The sequence below is a fragment of the Desulfovibrio sp. JC010 genome (assembly GCF_010470675.1).
Lineage (GTDB): Bacteria > Desulfobacterota > Desulfovibrionia > Desulfovibrionales > Desulfovibrionaceae > Maridesulfovibrio.
Window position 1 is genome coordinate 392,483 of record NZ_VOIQ01000001.1, and the last position, 17,289, is coordinate 409,771.

General features: G+C 51.2%; 17 protein-coding genes. 7 read left to right on the forward strand and 10 right to left on the reverse strand.

The window, feature by feature from the left end; genetic code table 11:
* Positions 1 to 38 precede the first annotated feature (38 nt).
* From FMR86_RS01800 to FMR86_RS01820, 5 genes are all read right to left on the reverse strand, one after another.
* The gene (locus tag FMR86_RS01800) at positions 39 to 446 is read right to left on the reverse strand and encodes a cytochrome c3 family protein (RefSeq protein ID WP_163349350.1); all 408 of its coding nucleotides are present in this window, start codon (positions 444 to 446) and stop codon (positions 39 to 41) included.
* 138 nt (positions 447 to 584) lie between these two features.
* On the reverse strand, positions 585 to 1,343 hold the full coding sequence (cobJ, locus tag FMR86_RS01805) for a precorrin-3B C(17)-methyltransferase (protein WP_163349351.1): 759 nt from the start codon (positions 1,341 to 1,343) through the stop codon (positions 585 to 587).
* Complete coding sequence (locus FMR86_RS01810; RefSeq protein ID WP_163349352.1) at positions 1,340 to 2,365, reverse strand: cobalamin biosynthesis protein; 1,026 nt, start codon at positions 2,363 to 2,365, stop codon at positions 1,340 to 1,342. The genes cobJ and FMR86_RS01810 overlap by 4 nt, the downstream gene beginning before the upstream one ends.
* Positions 2,366 to 2,486: 121 nt before the next feature.
* Positions 2,487 to 3,755: a glutamate-1-semialdehyde 2,1-aminomutase gene (hemL, locus tag FMR86_RS01815; RefSeq protein ID WP_163349353.1), complete on the reverse strand. Its 1,269-nt coding sequence runs from the start codon at positions 3,753 to 3,755 to the stop codon at positions 2,487 to 2,489.
* 185 nt (positions 3,756 to 3,940) lie between these two features.
* Positions 3,941 to 4,426, reverse strand: coding sequence for an Lrp/AsnC family transcriptional regulator (locus tag FMR86_RS01820; protein WP_163349354.1), 486 nt, complete (start codon positions 4,424 to 4,426; stop codon positions 3,941 to 3,943).
* Between the two features lie 267 nt (positions 4,427 to 4,693).
* Between FMR86_RS01820 and nrfH the strand changes: the two genes are divergently transcribed.
* From nrfH to rhtB, 3 genes are all read left to right on the forward strand, one after another.
* Positions 4,694 to 5,224: a cytochrome c nitrite reductase small subunit gene (gene nrfH / locus FMR86_RS01825; RefSeq protein ID WP_163349355.1), complete on the forward strand. Its 531-nt coding sequence runs from the start codon at positions 4,694 to 4,696 to the stop codon at positions 5,222 to 5,224.
* Between the two features lie 26 nt (positions 5,225 to 5,250).
* Entirely contained in the window at positions 5,251 to 6,762 is a 1,512-nt protein-coding gene (gene nrfA / locus FMR86_RS01830; RefSeq protein ID WP_163349356.1) for an ammonia-forming cytochrome c nitrite reductase, read from the forward strand.
* 176 nt (positions 6,763 to 6,938) lie between these two features.
* Positions 6,939 to 7,565 carry a homoserine/homoserine lactone efflux protein gene (rhtB, locus tag FMR86_RS01835; protein ID WP_163349357.1) on the forward strand — a complete coding sequence of 209 codons (627 nt, stop codon included), beginning with the start codon at positions 6,939 to 6,941 and terminating at the stop codon, positions 7,563 to 7,565.
* A gap of 34 nt (positions 7,566 to 7,599) precedes the next feature.
* On the opposite strand, the gene FMR86_RS01840 is transcribed toward rhtB, so the two are convergent.
* Genes FMR86_RS01840 through FMR86_RS01850 form a run of 3 tightly spaced genes read right to left on the reverse strand, consistent with a single transcriptional unit; the run spans position 7,600 to position 11,663 of the window.
* Positions 7,600 to 8,925 (reverse strand): HlyD family type I secretion periplasmic adaptor subunit, encoded by a 1,326-nt coding sequence (locus FMR86_RS01840; protein WP_163349358.1) that lies wholly within the window; start codon positions 8,923 to 8,925, stop codon positions 7,600 to 7,602.
* On the reverse strand, positions 8,922 to 11,069 hold the full coding sequence (locus tag FMR86_RS01845; RefSeq protein ID WP_163349359.1) for a peptidase domain-containing ABC transporter: 2,148 nt from the start codon (positions 11,067 to 11,069) through the stop codon (positions 8,922 to 8,924). The genes FMR86_RS01840 and FMR86_RS01845 overlap by 4 nt, the downstream gene beginning before the upstream one ends.
* A gap of 57 nt (positions 11,070 to 11,126) precedes the next feature.
* The gene (locus tag FMR86_RS01850) at positions 11,127 to 11,663 is read right to left on the reverse strand and encodes a hypothetical protein (RefSeq protein ID WP_163349360.1); all 537 of its coding nucleotides are present in this window, start codon (positions 11,661 to 11,663) and stop codon (positions 11,127 to 11,129) included.
* 250 nt (positions 11,664 to 11,913) lie between these two features.
* Between FMR86_RS01850 and FMR86_RS01855 the strand changes: the two genes are divergently transcribed.
* Positions 11,914 to 13,461 (forward strand): sigma 54-interacting transcriptional regulator, encoded by a 1,548-nt coding sequence (locus FMR86_RS01855; protein ID WP_163349361.1) that lies wholly within the window; start codon positions 11,914 to 11,916, stop codon positions 13,459 to 13,461.
* Here the strand turns inward: FMR86_RS01855 and FMR86_RS01860 are convergent, their stop codons facing one another.
* Positions 13,462 to 13,830, reverse strand: a complete 369-nt coding sequence (locus FMR86_RS01860) for a hypothetical protein (protein WP_163349362.1) — start codon at positions 13,828 to 13,830, stop codon at positions 13,462 to 13,464.
* A 189-nt stretch (positions 13,831 to 14,019) separates the two neighbouring features.
* Between FMR86_RS01860 and FMR86_RS01865 the strand changes: the two genes are divergently transcribed.
* Both FMR86_RS01865 and FMR86_RS01870 read left to right on the forward strand, forming a co-directional pair.
* Complete coding sequence (locus FMR86_RS01865; RefSeq protein ID WP_163349363.1) at positions 14,020 to 15,009, forward strand: NAD(P)H-dependent glycerol-3-phosphate dehydrogenase; 990 nt, start codon at positions 14,020 to 14,022, stop codon at positions 15,007 to 15,009.
* A 17-nt stretch (positions 15,010 to 15,026) separates the two neighbouring features.
* Complete coding sequence (locus FMR86_RS01870) at positions 15,027 to 15,305, forward strand: hypothetical protein (RefSeq protein WP_163349364.1); 279 nt, start codon at positions 15,027 to 15,029, stop codon at positions 15,303 to 15,305.
* Positions 15,306 to 15,376: 71 nt separating this feature from the next.
* On the opposite strand, the gene FMR86_RS01875 is transcribed toward FMR86_RS01870, so the two are convergent.
* Entirely contained in the window at positions 15,377 to 16,336 is a 960-nt protein-coding gene (locus tag FMR86_RS01875) for a chemotaxis protein (protein WP_163349365.1), read from the reverse strand.
* A gap of 231 nt (positions 16,337 to 16,567) precedes the next feature.
* Here FMR86_RS01875 and FMR86_RS01880 point away from each other — a divergent pair, with 231 nt between their 5' ends.
* Positions 16,568 to 17,206, forward strand: a complete 639-nt coding sequence (locus FMR86_RS01880) for a hypothetical protein (protein WP_163349366.1) — start codon at positions 16,568 to 16,570, stop codon at positions 17,204 to 17,206.
* Positions 17,207 to 17,289 lie beyond the last annotated feature (83 nt).

The following is a 17,289-nucleotide window of genomic DNA, read 5'->3' on the forward strand; positions in this document are numbered from 1 at the left end:
GGGGCAAAAGCCCCCTTTTAATTACACATCAAGAAAACTTATTTCTTTTTCTTGGGGTGGCAGTCGCCGCACTTGGTGGGGCCGGTTGCCTTTTTAGCTTTCTTCAGAGCCTTATGACAGCCTACGCAGCTGATTTCAGACTTGGAATGGAAAGCGGAGTAGAAAGAAGTGGGCTTCTTTTTACCTTTCTTGCTGGTGTCTACGTGACAACCTTCAGCAGAACATTTTTTCACAGCAGCTTTACCATCCCAGGTGTGGTGACACTTGGTACAGTCGATAGCTGCGTGACCTTTGTGAGAAAAGTCCACCGGAGCCTTTTTCATTTTGGTTCCAGCGGGAGCCTTCAGAACCATGTCACCGGGTGCATCAACAGCGTACAGGCTGGGCAGAGCGAAAGCGCAAACCAGAGCAGCTGTTACCATGCTGATAAGCAGGGTCTTTTTCATCCTCAGTTCCTCCTTAAAATAACGTTAACCTAATTACAGTCTTCTTGTGGATTTAATTTAGATAAAAAACCATGTCAAGCACGGTGAAAAAATCCACTGATTAAAATTAGCGGTATCAAATAGTTATCACACCCGGAATCAAATGTCATACTTGTTGGCGTAGCCACGCGGGGTGAGCATTTTCCCCGCAACCTCCCGGGTAGAAGAATTTCCAACAATCAGAACCGTTTGCATATCAACATCATTCACATCCAGACTGTCCAGAGTAACCACCCGCACCTGCTGTCCGTCACGATATGCCCGGTTCACGATACCCAGCGGGGTGTTTCCTTCACGATATTTTTTTAAAATTTCAACAGCTTCACCAAGATGTCCGGCCCTTTTTTTAGAACGCGGATTGTAAATGGCGATGACAAAATCGGCAGAAGCCGCAGCTTTCAGCCTTTTTTCAATTTTTTCCCACGGGGTAAGCAGATCACTGAGGCTGATGGAAGCAAAATCGTGCATAAGCGGAGCACCGAGCAGGGCCGCAGCCGCACCGAACGCAGGAATTCCCGGCACGACTTCAAAAATAACTTTATCGAACAAGTCGCTAGCTTCAAGCAATTCCATAACCAGCCCGGCCATGGCGTAGATACCCGGATCCCCGCTGCAGACCATGACCACATTACGCCCTTCTACAGCGGCCTCCACTGCCTTGCGGCAACGTTCCACCTCGGCCATCATACCTGTGGAGAGAACTTCCCGCCCTTCCAGCAACTTTTGCGGAACCAGCTTCACGTATCCGGTATAGCCGACCACAGCATCCGCGTCCTCAATGGCCTGCCGGGCCTGCGGAGCCAGAAGACATTCATCTCCGGGACCAAGCCCGATCACTTTTATACAACCTTTACTCATATTTTCCTTGCTATTGCCGCAGTCACCCGCGCACTTTTTGTCTTGGGTATCAGAATTTCAGTGGAGTCCGCCAGTTTCATTGCCGCAGCTTCGCAGACACCGCCGACCCCCATATGTTTCATTACCATACCCGAAGGATTGGCAACTTCAATTTCATCAAGTTCCGCCGCACTGAAAAATTTCAAATCCAGCCCTAAAATTTCAGCCGCTTCGATCATCCCGGCTTCATCGCTTTTGGCATCAATGGAGCCCATGCAAAAAATTGACTCAAGAGCAATGCCATTATCAGCAACAACACTGCGAACCAGCTCCAGAATTTCATCCGCAGGAACCCCGCGCCGACAGCCCACACCAAGCGTAAGGCAGCGCGGATAAAGAGCTAAGCACCGCTCAGGCAATTTGTGCTTACGCCAGTCCACAACAACACCGCAACAAGACTCCGACAACACATCAACATCGTCCACCACATAAAAATAAGCACTGAAAGCGGATATGTCCAAAAAACCGTCAGGATCATAGACCGGAACCTGCTCCCCATCCAGAAGCGCAGCATTGATATGTTTAATTAAACCGATATCGCCAATACTCAGCCCCTGATCACGGGCCAGCAGATCCATGGAAGGCACCCCTGCGCAGTCCGTAGCCGTAGTTATCACCGGAACGGCACCGATCTTATCGCCCACCAGCCGGGCCAGTTCATTGGCCCCGCCCAGATGTCCGGAGACTAAACTAATAGCGAACTCCCCTTCCTGATCCACAACAACCACAGCCGGATCCACATCTTTGCTTTTCAACAGCGGCGCGATCATGCGCACCACAATGCCCGAGGCAGCCACGAAAACATGGCTTTCATACTTGTGGAACTTATCGGCAACTGTGTCTTTGAGGGAAGTGAACGGAATGTCGGATTCGGAGGCGTAGCGATCTAAAACGTAGCAATCAGAAAGGAGTAACGCAGCGAGTTTATGAGCTAGTTGCGCCCCCCTTTTAGTGAGAGCAAATATTGCGATGTTAGCAGGCATGGCATTGCCTTGGCGGTTGATGGCGGACGGAGCGAAGCCCGCTAAAAAGTTTTGAAGGGATGGGGTCTGGGGAAGGGAAACTTTTCCCAAAAGTTTCCCTTCCCCAGCCGCCGGAGGCTTCTTAGCCTTTAAAGCTTTTAACAGCTTCCAGAGTGGCTTCGTAGTCTGCTTCGCTGTGTGCGAAGGAGGTAAAAGTACACTCGAAGCTGGATGGTGCGAGATTCACGCCCTGCTCACGCATGTGACGGTAGAACTTGGAGTAAAGTTCAGCATCGCCGGTCTTGGCGGATTCAAAATCAGTTACATCCTGATCAGTGAAGAACAGAGTGAAGATGGAAGCGATATGGTTCAGGACAATTTTGAAACCATTGGCTTCCAGAGCTGCTTTCATATCCTGAGCGAGCTTGAGGGTACGTGCTTCAAGTGCATCGTAATCCTGCTGCTGCAAAGAACGCAGGGTCGCAACACCGGCAGCCATGGCAACGGGGTTACCGGAAAGTGTTCCGGCCTGATAAACATCACCGCAGGGAGAAATACGGCTCATGTATTCCTTCTTGCCGCCGTAGCAGCCCACCGGGAAACCGCCGCCGATGATTTTACCGAGGGTGGTCAGGTCCGGGGTAACGTTAAAACGGGGACCTACGCCGCCGGAAGTTACGCGGAATCCGGTGATGACTTCGTCAAAAATCAGCAATGCGCCGTGCTCGTCGCAAAGTGCGCGCAGCCCCTCGAGGAATCCTTCCTTCGGCAGCACGAGGCCCATGTTGCCTGCCACAGGCTCAACGATGATTGCGGCGATATTTTTACCTTCTTTTTCAAAGACGGCTTTAACAGCATCAAGGTCGTTGTAAGGAGCAAGCAAGGTATCTTTTACGGTTCCTTCGGGAACACCGGGGGTGCCGGGGATAGAAAAAGTTGCCAGACCGGAACCTGCGCTGGCGAGGAAGCAGTCACTGTGACCGTGGTAGCAGCCTTCAAATTTAAGAACCTTGTCACGGCCGGTCACGCCGCGTGCGAGACGCAGTGCGGACATGGTTGCTTCGGTACCGGAGTTGACCATGCGCACCATCTCGATGGAAGGAACCATTTTGATGATCTCTTCGGCCAGCTCGATTTCACCGGGACAAGGTGCGCCGTAGCTTGCGCCCATATCTACTGCCTTGTGGGCGGCTTCTTTAATTGCCTCGTAACCGTGGCCGAGCATCATCGGCCCCCAGCTCATGACGTAGTCGATGAGTTCCTGACCGTCCACGGACCACATGCGGCTGCCTTCAGCCTTTTCAATGAAAAGAGGATCGCAGCCGACAGATTTGCAGGCGCGAACAGGGCTGTTAACACCGCCGGGCAGCAGTTCCTGTGCCTTACCAAAAAGTTCAGATGATGATGTCATGTGAGATTCCTTTTAAGAAATTTGATGCGCTTCGCGCTTTTGATTAAAGAAGCCTCCGGCGGCCCTCCGGGGGCTTAAACCCTTTTGGGAAAAGGGTTTAAGAATCCCAAAACTTTTTATTAGGGCTTCGCCGATAAGGTGCTTGGGTGTGCGGGGAAAATGAGTTCGTACTCCCCGTGTAAAAATTATTTCTCTTCGAAATAGACCATGGAGGTCTTCTTCAGCTCTTTCAGACTGCGCAGGGTGCAGTGATCGGTGATCCCGGTCTGCTTTTCCAGCTCGGCGACAACGTTTTTACAATCATCCGGTCCTTTGCCGTGGATCATTGTATAAAGGTTGTACGGCCAGTCCTCGTAAGTGAGACGCAGATAGCAGTGGCTGATTTCAGGACGTGCGGCCATGAATTCGCCGACCTTTTCCGGTTCCTGATCCTCGGTCACCCGCCATGCGACCATGGCGTTTGCGCCGTACCCGGCCTTCTGGTGCCGCAGGGTCGCGCCGAAACGGCGGATGATCTTGTCGTCTTTAAGACGGGTCAGAAGATCAAGCACTTCCTGCTCGCTGCAGCCCACCTGTTCGGCAATGTCGGCATAAGGAGTTGCACTCCATGAAAGATTGGTGCCCGCCAGTGCCAGAATATTATGTTCAAGTTCAGTAAATTTTATCGCCATATTCCATCCTTGGTCTTTTCTTTGGTCAGCCTGTGATACCCGCATATTGTTTCATGCTCAAGTGCTGAGGACGAAATAATTGTTTTGCCGCTCGCCCTCAGAAAAGACACCTGTTTTTTTGACTTAAGTCATAGATTAAAAATCACAGATATGAGATATTATGAGTAGTGCAATCTTTTTATCCCCAAACAAGGAGGAAATTAAAGCAACAAAACTCTATAGAATAATGTTAACGAGGCCAAAGTAAACTTGTAGAGAGAGGTGCCTATGAACTTTAACTCGGTTCTACGGTTCTGTGCCCTGGCAAGTGTAACAGTCGCTGTGGTAATGGGGGTGTATTTGGTCCAAGAGTCCAAAGCCACTTCTTACATGTCCAATGATTCCACAGCCTGTATCAACTGCCATGTCATGGAGAGTTATTACGCAACATGGCAGCACAGTTCCCACGCTCAACGCGCCCAATGTGTTGACTGTCATTTGCCGGTGGAGAATTACATCGACAAATATGCGTCAAAGTCCCGCGACGGATGGAACCACTCTGTCGCATTCACCTTGAACACCTACGGGAAACGCATGCTCATTACAGATGATGGAGCCCGGCGTGTTCAGGAAAACTGCATCAGATGTCATTCCAGCTTTTCAAAAACACTCATCAAAAATGTCGACCGCTACCATGCGTTTGACAGCGAGTCGTTAGGGGAAAGAAAATGCTGGCATTGCCACCGCTATGTCCCGCACGGGAAAGTACGCAGCATTAATGCCGCACCCGTAAGACTTGGCGTAAAGTATACTCAATAATTTTTTTTGAGATGAATGGGGGAACAATGAAGAAAAATACTATCATATTGGTGGGGGCTCTTATCGCAATAGCCTTCATGGCCTACATGCTGCTTTCAATCCAAACTAAGAAAACTGAACAGGTTCTGCTAAACACCGCTCCGGTGATTAAAGAAAAGGGAGTAGAAGCCAGAAGCGACATCTGGGGTAAGGAATATCCCCGCCAGTATGACACCTGGAAAAAAACCAGAGACAGTAACAAGATTGAAGATCTGGTGGAAAAATATCCCCAGCTGGCAATTCTTTGGTCCGGTTACGGTTTCGCCAAAGACTATAATGCTCCCCGCGGACACTTCAACGCTCTGCAGAGCAACATCAACACCCTGCGCACCGGCGCACCCACAGGTCCCAATGACGGCCCCATGCCCATGGCCTGCTGGTCCTGTAAATCATCTGATGTTCCGCGCCTCATGGAAAGAGACGGTGAGCTTGAATACTTCACCGGAAAATGGGCAAGAATGGGTAGCGAAATTGTGAACCCCATCGGCTGTGCAGACTGCCACAACAGTCAGACTAGCCAGCTTGAGATCTCAAGACCTTACCTCAAGCGCGGCCTCGAAGCGAGCGGCAAAAAACTGGAAGACCTTACTTTTCAGGATATGCGCTCACTTGCCTGTGCCCAGTGCCACTCTGAATACTACTTCAAAAAGACCCCTTACACCGATAAGGCAGGCAACAAGCAGATTGCCGCTGTAGTAACCTTCCCGTGGGCCAAGGGCCTCGCTGCCGAAAACATGGAAGAATACTACAACGAATACGGATTCAAAGACTGGACTCATAAGCTGAGTAAGACTCCCATGCTTAAAGCCCAGCACCCCGGTTATGAAATCTTCACCACCGGCATTCACTACAAGCGCGGCCTTTCCTGCGCGGACTGCCACATGCCTTACACTCAGGAAGGCAGCGTAAAGTTCTCTGACCACCAGATTCAGAGCCCTCTCAACAACATCGCAAACTCCTGCCTGACCTGTCACCGCCAGAGCGAGGAAGAGTTCAAGCAGATCGTAGAAGAAAAACTGAAGCGTAAGAACCAGCTGAACGTCATCGCCATGAACAGCCTTGCCAATGCGCACCTTTTAGCCAAAAAGGCATGGGAAGTAGGCGCAACCGAAGACGAAATGAGAAAGCCCATTAATACCATTCGTTCCGCACAGTGGCTCTGGGATTACTCCATCGCCAGCCATGGTTCCTTCTTCCACGCTCCCGGCGAGACCCTGCGTCTCCTTGGTGTAGCAAACAACAAGGCCATGCAGGCCCGTCTGGAACTTCAGAACATTCTCGCCAACCACGGTGTAACCAACTACGAAGTGCCTGATTTCTCCACCAAGGAAAAGGCTCAGAAGCTGGCCGGCGTACCTTTCGACAAGCTCGTTAAGGATAAGATGAGATTCAAGAAAGGATTGGTTGTCGAATGGTATGATGACGCTGTGAAAGCAGGACGTCTGGATAAAAACTGGTGGAAGATTCTGCCCGACAACACTGCTTACCCGCAGAATTAAACCGCCTCTGACGGCGTCACAACCAAGACTTAATTGATTGTGATCAGAATGCGCTGCCCCCGGACTTAGGTCCGGGGGCTTTTTCAGTTATGTATACCGCCGCTTTTAAAAGACGCTGAAAAAATGTATGCAGAACTCGACCAACCAAACCTGTATTTTAATGAAAGGAAGTGCCCATGCCCTTTTCCATCTGGATATCTTTTGTCGCTGTTTCTATTATTTTCAGCCTCTCGCCCGGAGCAGGTGCGGTTGTTTCCATGAGCACTTCCATGCGTTATGGGGCCAGAAAAACTTTATGCCTCATTGCGGGCCTTCAATTCGCGCTGCTTATCCATTTAATCTGTGTGGCTGCGGGGCTGGGTGCCTTGCTGGCCTCATCCGTATTTTTCTTTGAAGCCCTGAAATATGCCGGGGCCGGATATCTTATCTGGCTGGGAATTAAGAAATGGAGAGAACGGGCCGTGATCCCTCAGGAAAGCAATCTGATCCATGAAACATCTGCCGGATCGCTCTTTAAAACAGGTATGATGGTCAACCTGAGCAATCCGAAATCAATTGTCTTTCTGGCCGCCTTTCTTCCGCAATTTATCGACCCGGCAATTCCGGCTTTAATGCAATATCTCGTCTTGGGCGCGACAACACTTCTGGTGGATGCTTTTGTCATGATCGGCTACATGTGCGTTGCCGGAACAGCACGCCGCTTTTTCTCCACTCCCAAAAGAATACTCATGCAGAACCGTATTTTCGGGACCCTTTTCATGGGTGCCGGGCTGGCACTGGCTACGGCCAGAAGATCTACATAAAGAAAAGGGCGAGTTCTGCCCGCCCTTTCAAATTTTACCCTTCCCGAAAAGATTCATCAAACCCGCGAATAATCGGATCAAGGAAATAGGTGATCAGCCTGCGCTGGCCGACCTGCATTTCCGCAGCCAGTTGCATACCCGGAATAAGATTGAAGTTTTCCGGAACATTACGCAATTCGCTTTGCCCGATTTTAACCTTGGCCCGATAGACTACCTTCTCTCCGCCTTCACCGGACTGCTCCAGAAAAGCATCCGGACTGATCACCGCCACGCTGCCAAGCAGGATTCCGTAACGCTGAAACGGGAGTGCTTCCAGCTTAATGCGTACCGGAACACCTTTATAAACCCTGCCGATATCGCGAGCATTGATTTCCACATCCGCCTCAAGGGTTGAACCCAGCGGAGCCAGAACCATTAGCGGCTCGGCTTCACGGGCGATGGAGCCTGCGGCAAGCTGGGCAGTCTCCTTAACCACGGCCCGGCGCGGGGCACGGATTTCCACCAACTCACGTATACGCTCGGCCTTGACCAGCCGGTGCCTGAGTTCATTAAGCTCCTGACGGGCCTCAACCAATGCCTTGGTCAATTCCGCGCGGTAATCCTTTTCCTGTGAAACGCGCTGAGCGCGGGCTTTTTCCAATTGCTCCACCAATTGCGCGGCAGAGGCCCCGGCAGCGGCAACCTGCCGCGAAAGCTCGCGGCGGTCCTCGCGGGCCTTAAGATATTCCAGCTTGGAGCACATTTTCTTTTCAAAAAGTCCCTTATAGGTCTCCTCAATCTCGCGCAGACTTTTACGGCTCAGGCGCAGACGGTCCTGTTCCGCTTCAGCAGCTTCCACCTTGCGCTCAAGTGTATCGATTTCATTGTCCAGCGACTCCAGCCGGAATTTCTGCTGTTCCATACGGATAGCCATGAGCCGGACCTGCCCCTGTACCAGCGGACTGGCTGCGGCCTCGATGCTGCGGCCTTCAAGCTCGGCCTCCACCCTCTCCGAAAGTGCCAGCAGGTATTCCTCGCGGCTGACTATCTCCGCTTCATCCGCGCTGGAAAAGGTCGGGTCAAGAGTCGCCAGCACCTGCCCTGCTTCCACCACGTCACCTTCCTTCACATTCATGGTCCGGATAATCGCGGTCTGGATGGGCTGGATGACCACCGGACGATCGGAAGTAACAACTTTACCCTTGGCGATGACAACTTTATCCACCCGTCCGATACAGGCCCATGTGATGCCGAAAGCGATCAGGCCAAGGATGGTAAACAGGGAAAAGCGTGCTGCCAGCGGAACCCTGCGTTCACGGATTTTTACGGAATCAGGCAGGAATTCCAGTTCGTTATTTTTTAAGCTGTGTCTACGTCTCATGCTGCCTCCATCCCTCTGGTCTGCTTTTCCCACAAGTTCCTGTAGATGGGCGAGGCCATAAGCAGTTCATTGTGCGATCCCTGCGCTTCAATACGCCCGTCTTCCATGACTATTATCCGGTCCGCGTGACGCAGTGTGGAAAGCCTGTGGGCCACGATGATCATGGAGCGGCCCTCGGCGATCTTTTCGAGGTTTTCCTGAATGCGGTATTCGCTTTCAGGGTCAAGAGCCGAGGTCGCCTCGTCAAAGATGATCAGTCCGGGATCTTTCATAAGTGCACGGGCTATTGCCAGACGCTGTTTCTGCCCACCGGAAAGGTTGGCCCCGTTTTCATCCAGCACGGTGTCATAACCCTGCGGCAGCTTGCGGATGAATTCGTCCGCCCCGGCCAGCTTGGCAGCTTCTACGATCTGTTCAAAATCCGCCCCCGGTCTGGCCAGTCCGATATTCTCGCGCACCTTGCCGTGGAAAATAAAATTCTCCTGCAGCACCACGCCGATGGAATCGCGCAGATGGCGGATATCCATTTCCCGGATTTCTGTACCGTCAAAGGATATGTTGCCCTTCTGGACCGGATACAGACCTTGAATGAGCCGGGTCAGGGTAGTTTTGCCTGATCCGCTGCGCCCGACCACACCCAGCACTTCACCGGGCTTTATGTTCAGGTCGATGCTGTCCAGTGCCGGATTCTCACCCGGAACATAGGAAAAACTCAACTGGTTGATTTCCAGCCCGCCCTTGATTTCCGAGCGAATGCCCCTCCTGTCAAAACCCGGTTCCGGCCTGCGGTTCATGATCTCGCCAAGCATGTTCACTGCGAGGTGGGTTTTCTGGTATTCGTGAACCAGCTCCACCAGTCTGATCAGCGGCGTGGTCACATTCTGGGAAAGCATCTGAAATGCAATCAGCGAACCTACGGTCATGGTGCCGTCAAACACTGAACTCACCCCCACCCAGATGACCGAAACAGTCATCAGCCGTTCAAGGGTCTTGATGATGGCCTGCCCGGCAGCGGCCATTTTCTCCACTGAAAAATTGCTGGAGACCGACTGCGCCGAACCGTCTTCCCAACGCTTGTTGCGCGAAGGTTCCAGAGCCAGCGACTTAACCGTATTCATACCGGTGATGGTTTCTACCAGCAGGGCCTGCCTTCTACCTTCGGCATCATAAAGCCGCAGCAGTCTTCCGTAGAAGGGACCAAGCATCAGTCCGATGCAGATAGCTGTGACCAGCGCGAAACCGAGCACGATAAAGGTCAGCTGTGGGCTGTACAGATAAAGGATTGGCAGGAAAACCAGCAGGGCCGTGGCATCGAGCATGGTTTCCAGCATATTCCCGGTCAGGAACTCCCGTATCTGCTCCACCTGCTGCATGTGTTTGACCACCACCCCGGCAAAACTGCGCTCGAAAAAATCCAGCGGCAGCCGCACCAGCCGCGCAAAAGTATTCATGGCCAGCCGCAAATCAATGCGCGAGGTGGCAAACCGGAGCAGATATTCCCGCAGAAACCGCAGCACGCCTTCAAAAAGCACCGCGCCTACCACGCCGATACCCATGACGTGCAAAGTGGTAACAGCATGGTGGGCCAGCACTTTATCCACTACATTCTGAAAGTAGAGCGGAATGGCAAAGGCGAGCAGGTTAAGCACCAGCGCAATAATGACCACCTCGGTAAAAATACGCTTCTCAAACAGAACCTGCGCCCCGAACCAGAGCAACCCGAACCGTTTCTCGCCCTCCTGCTTCACGGTCTTGAAGAGTATGACCTCCCCGGTCCAGATTTCTTCAATCTCGGCACGGGAAACAAACTGCAATCCTTCCCCGGTGAAAAGCACAAGGCGGTCATCATCCTTGGTTTCGCCCTGCTCAAAGCCGGAAAAAACCAATGTATCGCCGTTAGTCAAAACGCCCAGCACCGGGAAGGTTTCTTCAAGGCTATGCAGCCTCTTCCAGCCCACCCTGCGGATTCCCGCTTCCAGCCCGTTCTCACGGGCCATGCGCAGAAAACGGGAGGTTGTCACAGTTTCTCCGCCGAGATCATACTCCTGCCGCAGATCTTCTGCAGATACATTCAGGCTGTAATGCGAAAACACTGCCGCAAGATTGGACAGTGCTGAAATATTTAATTCTCTGGTGCGTGCCATAAGCCCCTCCCCTCTGGGGCCCGGAGAGCCCTTGGGCTCTCCGGGTCACAATTTGTACTAACTTGCCAAGAGTTGAGTTTTCTTTTCTTCAGTTCCGCTTACATTTGCCCCGGTGCTGGATGCACTGAGTGCAGTGTAATCCTTGTAAGCCAGTGACTGTCCGTTTGCGGGTGCACTGCTCAGGGAACCGCTTTTGGCTTCAGCTACAGCCTTGGCTCCGGTCAGAAAATTTTTAGCTGTGTCATAGTACTTCTTGCCTTCATTGTAGGTTGTGCCGACCCACTTGCTGGCGGTGGCGTACTTTTTCTTGGCCCAGTTGGATGCGGTGAGGGCGGTATTGCCCACCCACTTGGCGGCGGTGCTGACCTTTCCGGCCAGCCAGTTGGCCGCTCCTCCTATGGACTCCGCTGTCAGTTTCACAGTTCCGTTTTTAATCCCCTTGAACCAGCTAGACGCAGTAGACACAGTACTCTTCACAAAGGAAGCAGCTTCATTGTACTTTTTGGTCACAAATGCAGCGGCAGTCTTGTAGCTCTTGGTTACGAAACTTTTTACCTGTGCAGCCTTCTTCTTGATCCATGAAAAGAAACCCATAATGTTCTCCTGTTGATTACGGTTGTGCTTGCCTGATTTACTTCCGACTTCCCCTGCCTTTAGCTTTCTTAAGGCATCAACCGTGCCACATTAGCTAACCACACTATTTTATTGGAAATACACTATTTAACCACCAAATTTTCTGCCTGATATTTCAGAAACCCATTTGATTTAATCAGCCTATTACGATATTTCGGTAATGCTTGTGAAAAAGTACCCGGACACGCAACCGAACAAACAGGACAGGTAAATGCCCTACGTTAGCTTTCTTAAAGAACTGGCCGAAGAACTCTCCATCAAAGAATTGCAGAAACGTTTCCTGCAGCTGATTCTTAATCTGCAGAATGTGGAACGCGGTTCCATATGGATAAAAAAAGGAGACCGCATCCAGTGCATTGAAGCTGAAGGAGTGGAAAGCCGGAATGTGGTAGGCATGACCTTAAGCACCAAGCAGACAAGCATTGTGGGCTGGGTTCTTGAAAATAAAGAAATGACCATTGCCGAAGGCGGGGTGGACCAGCGTCATTACACGGGCGTGGAAGACAATTTCAAACTCAAGAGCAAGCTGATCCTCTGTTTTCCCCTGTTCCTGACTAATGGAGAGATATACGGAGCCTTGCAGATTATTGACACCAGCGCGGGCGGTAAAAGACTTAATCTGCAACCGGAAAACATGAAAATCCTGCAGGATATGATCGATATCGGTTCCATTGCCCTGTCCAACGCGCTGATCCAGCATAAACGGCTAAAGCAGGTGGAACAGCTTACCGAAACTATCGATTCCATGTACTCCGGCCGCTTCATCATCGGGGTCAGCCAATCATTTAATGAAGTGATGGAGCTGGTGGACAGCTACGCGGTCACCGACTACCCCATCCTCATTTATGGTGAATCCGGCACGGGTAAAGAACTTATTGCCAAGGAAATCCACCGTCGCAGCCACCGTAGGGACATGCCGCTCATGGTCCAGAACTGCAGTGCCATTCCGGGCCAGCTGCTGGAATCGGAGCTTTTCGGGTACGTGAAGGGAGCATTCACCGGAGCCTCACAGAACAGGGCCGGGTTATTCGAGGCTGCCAACGGCGGGACCGTTTTTCTGGATGAACTGGGGGAAATGGAATACGGCCTGCAGGCCAAAATGCTGCGTGCGCTGGAAGAAAATGAGATCAAGCCGCTGGGTTCACCGCAGTCCCGCAAAATCAATATGCGCATCATCTCGGCCACTAACAAGAACCTTGAAAAAGCCATTGCGGACGGTGAATTCCGTCAGGACCTCTTTTACCGATTAAACGTGCTGCCCCTGCATTTGCCGCCTCTGCGCGACCGCAAGGAGGACATCCCCTTCCTGACTGAGCACTTCATCAATCGCGAAGCCAAATTCATGAACTGTGCGCGTAAAAAAATCAGCCCCGATGCCATGAAGCTGATCCGCTCCTACCGCTGGCCGGGCAATATACGTGAACTGGAAAACTTCATCCGTCAGCTCATGGTACTCTGCCATGACGAGATGGTGGAAGCCAAACACCTGCCCGGATATATCCGTGACAACCAGTGGTGGTGCGAAGCTCCTTTTGACCGGGCACAGGAAAACTACACTCCCTTCCTTGAAGACGGCTGCACTGACTCCAACATCGACATGGAAGGACTTACATGGAATGAGATTGAAGGGGCTTACGCTAAATTCCTGCTGGAAAAATGCGAAGGCAATATCTCCCGTGCGGCCAAGGTCGCCAACCTGAACAGATCAACCTTTGATTCACGCCTTTCCAAGCTGGGAGTGAAAAAAGTACCGAATTAATCAGCCTAATTCCTGCAGGGCCTGCTCCAGCATCTGATCAGCTACGGCAAGCACCTCAGCAATTTCCTGTTTTTCGGCATTCTCCAGATGAATTCCGCAGACTGCGGACACAGTACAATTGGACGCTGTTGCCAGCGTGTATGAAATTTTGCGGGCCAGTTCGTCTTCCTTATGCCCGGTAACGGTCAGCAGAGAAACCGAAGCATCTGCCTTTTCCGGGTCACGTAGTCCCGCATGGGGAACTGCCAGAGCCACAGCTCCGATATGGGGAGAGTCGCCACCGTAAAGGCATACATTTAAATCTTTGCCCATGCGCTGGATTGTCAGGATCAGGGTAAAGCGCGGGGTTGTTTTTTCAATATGGATCATGAAACTGTCCTTGCAAAAGATTCTCAAAGCAACATGAGAATATACAGGTCCACTCATCCATGCAATTTTTCTTTTTCGTAAACGCTAACCCCCTTTCATTTTTGAACAGGTTGCCAAATTTTACCACGGGAGTTAACACTGAATTGATTCAAGAATTCACGCTGAAGACAACTCTCAAGGAGATAATGAATGAAGATAGCAGTTATCGGAGCCGGAGCATGGGGGACCACCCTTGCCAACACTCTGGCCAAAAAAGGACTTGATACCCATCTCTGGGTCCGTGAACAGGAACTCAGCGACGAGATAAACAACACCGGATACAACAGCGTATTTCTGCCTGATTTCAAACTTTCGGAAAACCTGAAAGCCAGCAGCGATGCCGAGGAAATAATCACCGGGGCCGACTACTACGTTCTGGTTGTCCCCAGCCAGTTCCTGCGCAGTGCCCTGATTGAAATGAAACAGTATTTCCCAAAGAACCCAGCGGTTATCTGCGCCAGCAAAGGGATCGAACTGAACACCGGAGCACCCATGTCGCAGGTGGTTCATGAGGCGTTGGAAGGTTTGAATCCAAGATTCGCCCACCTGTCCGGCCCCACTTTTGCCTATGAGCTTAGTTCCGAGCTGCCCACGTCCATTGTACTCGGCTGTGAAGATGAAAAGCTGGCCGCAGAAGTGCAGGATTTTTTCTCCACACCCTATTTGCGGATTTACACCAATCCCGATTACCGGGGCGTGGAGATCGGCGGGGCCATTAAAAATATCATGGCTATTGCCGCAGGTATGGCCGACGGCTTGAAATTCGGGCACAATACCCGTGCAGCCCTGATCACCCGGGGAATTGCTGAAATGGGCAGACTGGGGGAAGCAATGGGGGCCAAGCACTCCACTTTCATGGGGCTTTCCGGTATGGGTGATCTTGTACTGACCTGCACCGGTGACCTTTCGCGCAATAGACAGGTAGGGCTCAAGCTCGGACAGGGGCTGAAGCTGAGCGAAATCCTGAAAATGCGCATGGTGGCCGAAGGCGTTAAAACAACCGAGTCTGTTCACCTGCTGGCAAAAAAACTGGGCGTGGAGCTGCCCATAACCGAACAGGTTTACAAAATTCTCTACGAAGACAAAGACCCCGCAACAGCGGTGTGCGACCTGATGAACCGCGACCTCAAAGCGGAGTAATTTTAAAGGAGTAGCTGATGAAAAAACTGATCCTGCTGACCGCAGCCCTGTTTATGCTGGGCGGCTGCGGCTCATGGCACAATCCGAACATTGCCGATCCGGCCAAGGAAAAAGAAATTTTCAAACGTGACCGTGAATTCTGCCAGAACTACAACAAACAGAATGTTCCCGTAGGGGCGCAGACCGACGGAGAACCGCCGGAACCCACCACCTACGAAGCTGAGTTCTCCGAAAACTACGCCTACGAAAATACATTTGAAAAATGCATGAAAAGGCGCGGCTGGACTAAAAAGTAAAATTAAATCCCCTTCGCATAACAACGAAGGGGATTTAATTTTTAAACATATTGTCTCAACAGTCACGGACATTAAGCCGACAATCGTTTCTCCCTGTATTTCTCAACAAGAGCAATTGCCCGCCCGGTAAGTTCATTGAATTCCGGTTTGGTAATCTGGTCATCGGCCTTAACCTTCTCACCTTTGTGGTAAAGCCCTTTGGTGATCAGCGATGAAAAAAGAATTACCGGAAGCTGAGAAAGGTCCGCATGTTCCTTGATACTCCTGGTCAGGGTGTAGCCGTCCATCTGGGGCATTTCAATATCCGAAACAACAATATCAATTACATCGATGATGGAGCCACCGCTTTCCTTGGCTTCTGTATTCATGGCCTTCAAGGCTTCCAGAGCTTCCTGTCCGTTGGTATAAAGCTTGACCTCGAAATTGGCGGACTCGAAATTCTTATTGAGCAGGGTCCGCACTGAAACGGAATCATCAACCAGCACGGCGGTCATTTTTTCCGAAGTGGAGTAAACCTTGCCGTCACTTCTTTCAGCCATTTCAGGATCAAGCTCACCGAGAATCCGCTCAAGGTCGATCATCAACACAAAGCGGTCCTCGATCTCCACAGTCCCGGTTATGCAGTTGGTATGCATGTCGGCGATGTACTTGTTGGGAGTCTTCAGGTCCGCCCAGCCGATGCGGTGAATCTGGGTTACCCCGGTTACAAGAAAACCGGTGATCACGTTGTTCATCTCGGTAACCACGATAAGCTCGTTCTCGGACTCCTTGCGCTCAATGCCCAGCCAGACCGCAAGATCAATAACCGGAAGGATAATATCACGCAGGGACATGGTTCCCAGATAACTGGGATGCGGTGCGCCCTCGGCTGCTTCCAGTCCTTTGGGAGCCTCAACCACCTCAAGCACTTTTGCCACGTTTATGCCGAAATAATCTCGCTCACCTTTGCCCTCGCAAAGATCATCGATGAAAAATTCAATAATTTCGAACTCATTAGTACCGGTATCCAGTAATATTTCATTATCCAGCATTTTCAGACTCCCCAGAAATCAATCCCTTGTTCAGCCTTTCACACGAAATAGCCCATATTGTAGATGCCTGTCCGGCCTATATCAAGGGAATATCTTCTTTTTCAAAATAAATACACATATTCTTTAAGTTTGCGAAGGACTGTATTCAATCTTTCCGTCTGTTATTGCTAGGCTCCACACTTTAATATACAACTGGTGCAAAGTATCGTTCACACAATTTAAGGGGTAGTTATGTTAAAAAATTCCGGTCTTGTAAAACTCTTCTGCTGTTTCCTGCTGATCTTTATATCCGGTTGCGCCGGACACGAAACAAAACCAGCTGTCCCCATGACGGTATTCAACCCCACCCCCGGCTCATTCAATGTGCAGGTTATTCTTTTTGACCTGAAAGGCAACGGTATGCCGCACAAAGTGGAAGCGGGTGTGGTGCCCATGGAGCAGAACATCATTCAGGCCCTTGACGGCATAGGCTACCATTATGCTCCTAACGGAGCCGCCAATTACCTCATTGAAGCACGCATCGGCTCCATTTCGCCCAAGTTGGCCGCAGCCGGAGCTTCACAACACGTAGGATTCGCCTACGAAGGATTCTACGGAGATCCTTTTTTCAGAGAATACCCGGTATTGATCAACGAATGGACCCCGGAAATTCAGCGTATCCGCAGCGGGCCGAACACCTGTTTCATTACCATGCAGGTCCTGATCAAAGAATCCAAGGCCGGACGTGACACCGTTGTCTACCACGGCACCCCGAGGCCCATGGAAGTGCCTTACGAACTGGGCTGTCCCTATGCAAAATGCGGACAGGGAGCCACTCAGGCCCTTACTTCCTACCTGCTGGAACTGTTCTCCAGATCGGCCCGGAAATAGCTTACATACAAACTTGCAAGAATTTAAACTGATCAATATACTCGCCCCTCTTTTAAGGAAAAGCGACATCCCCTATGCGGGGG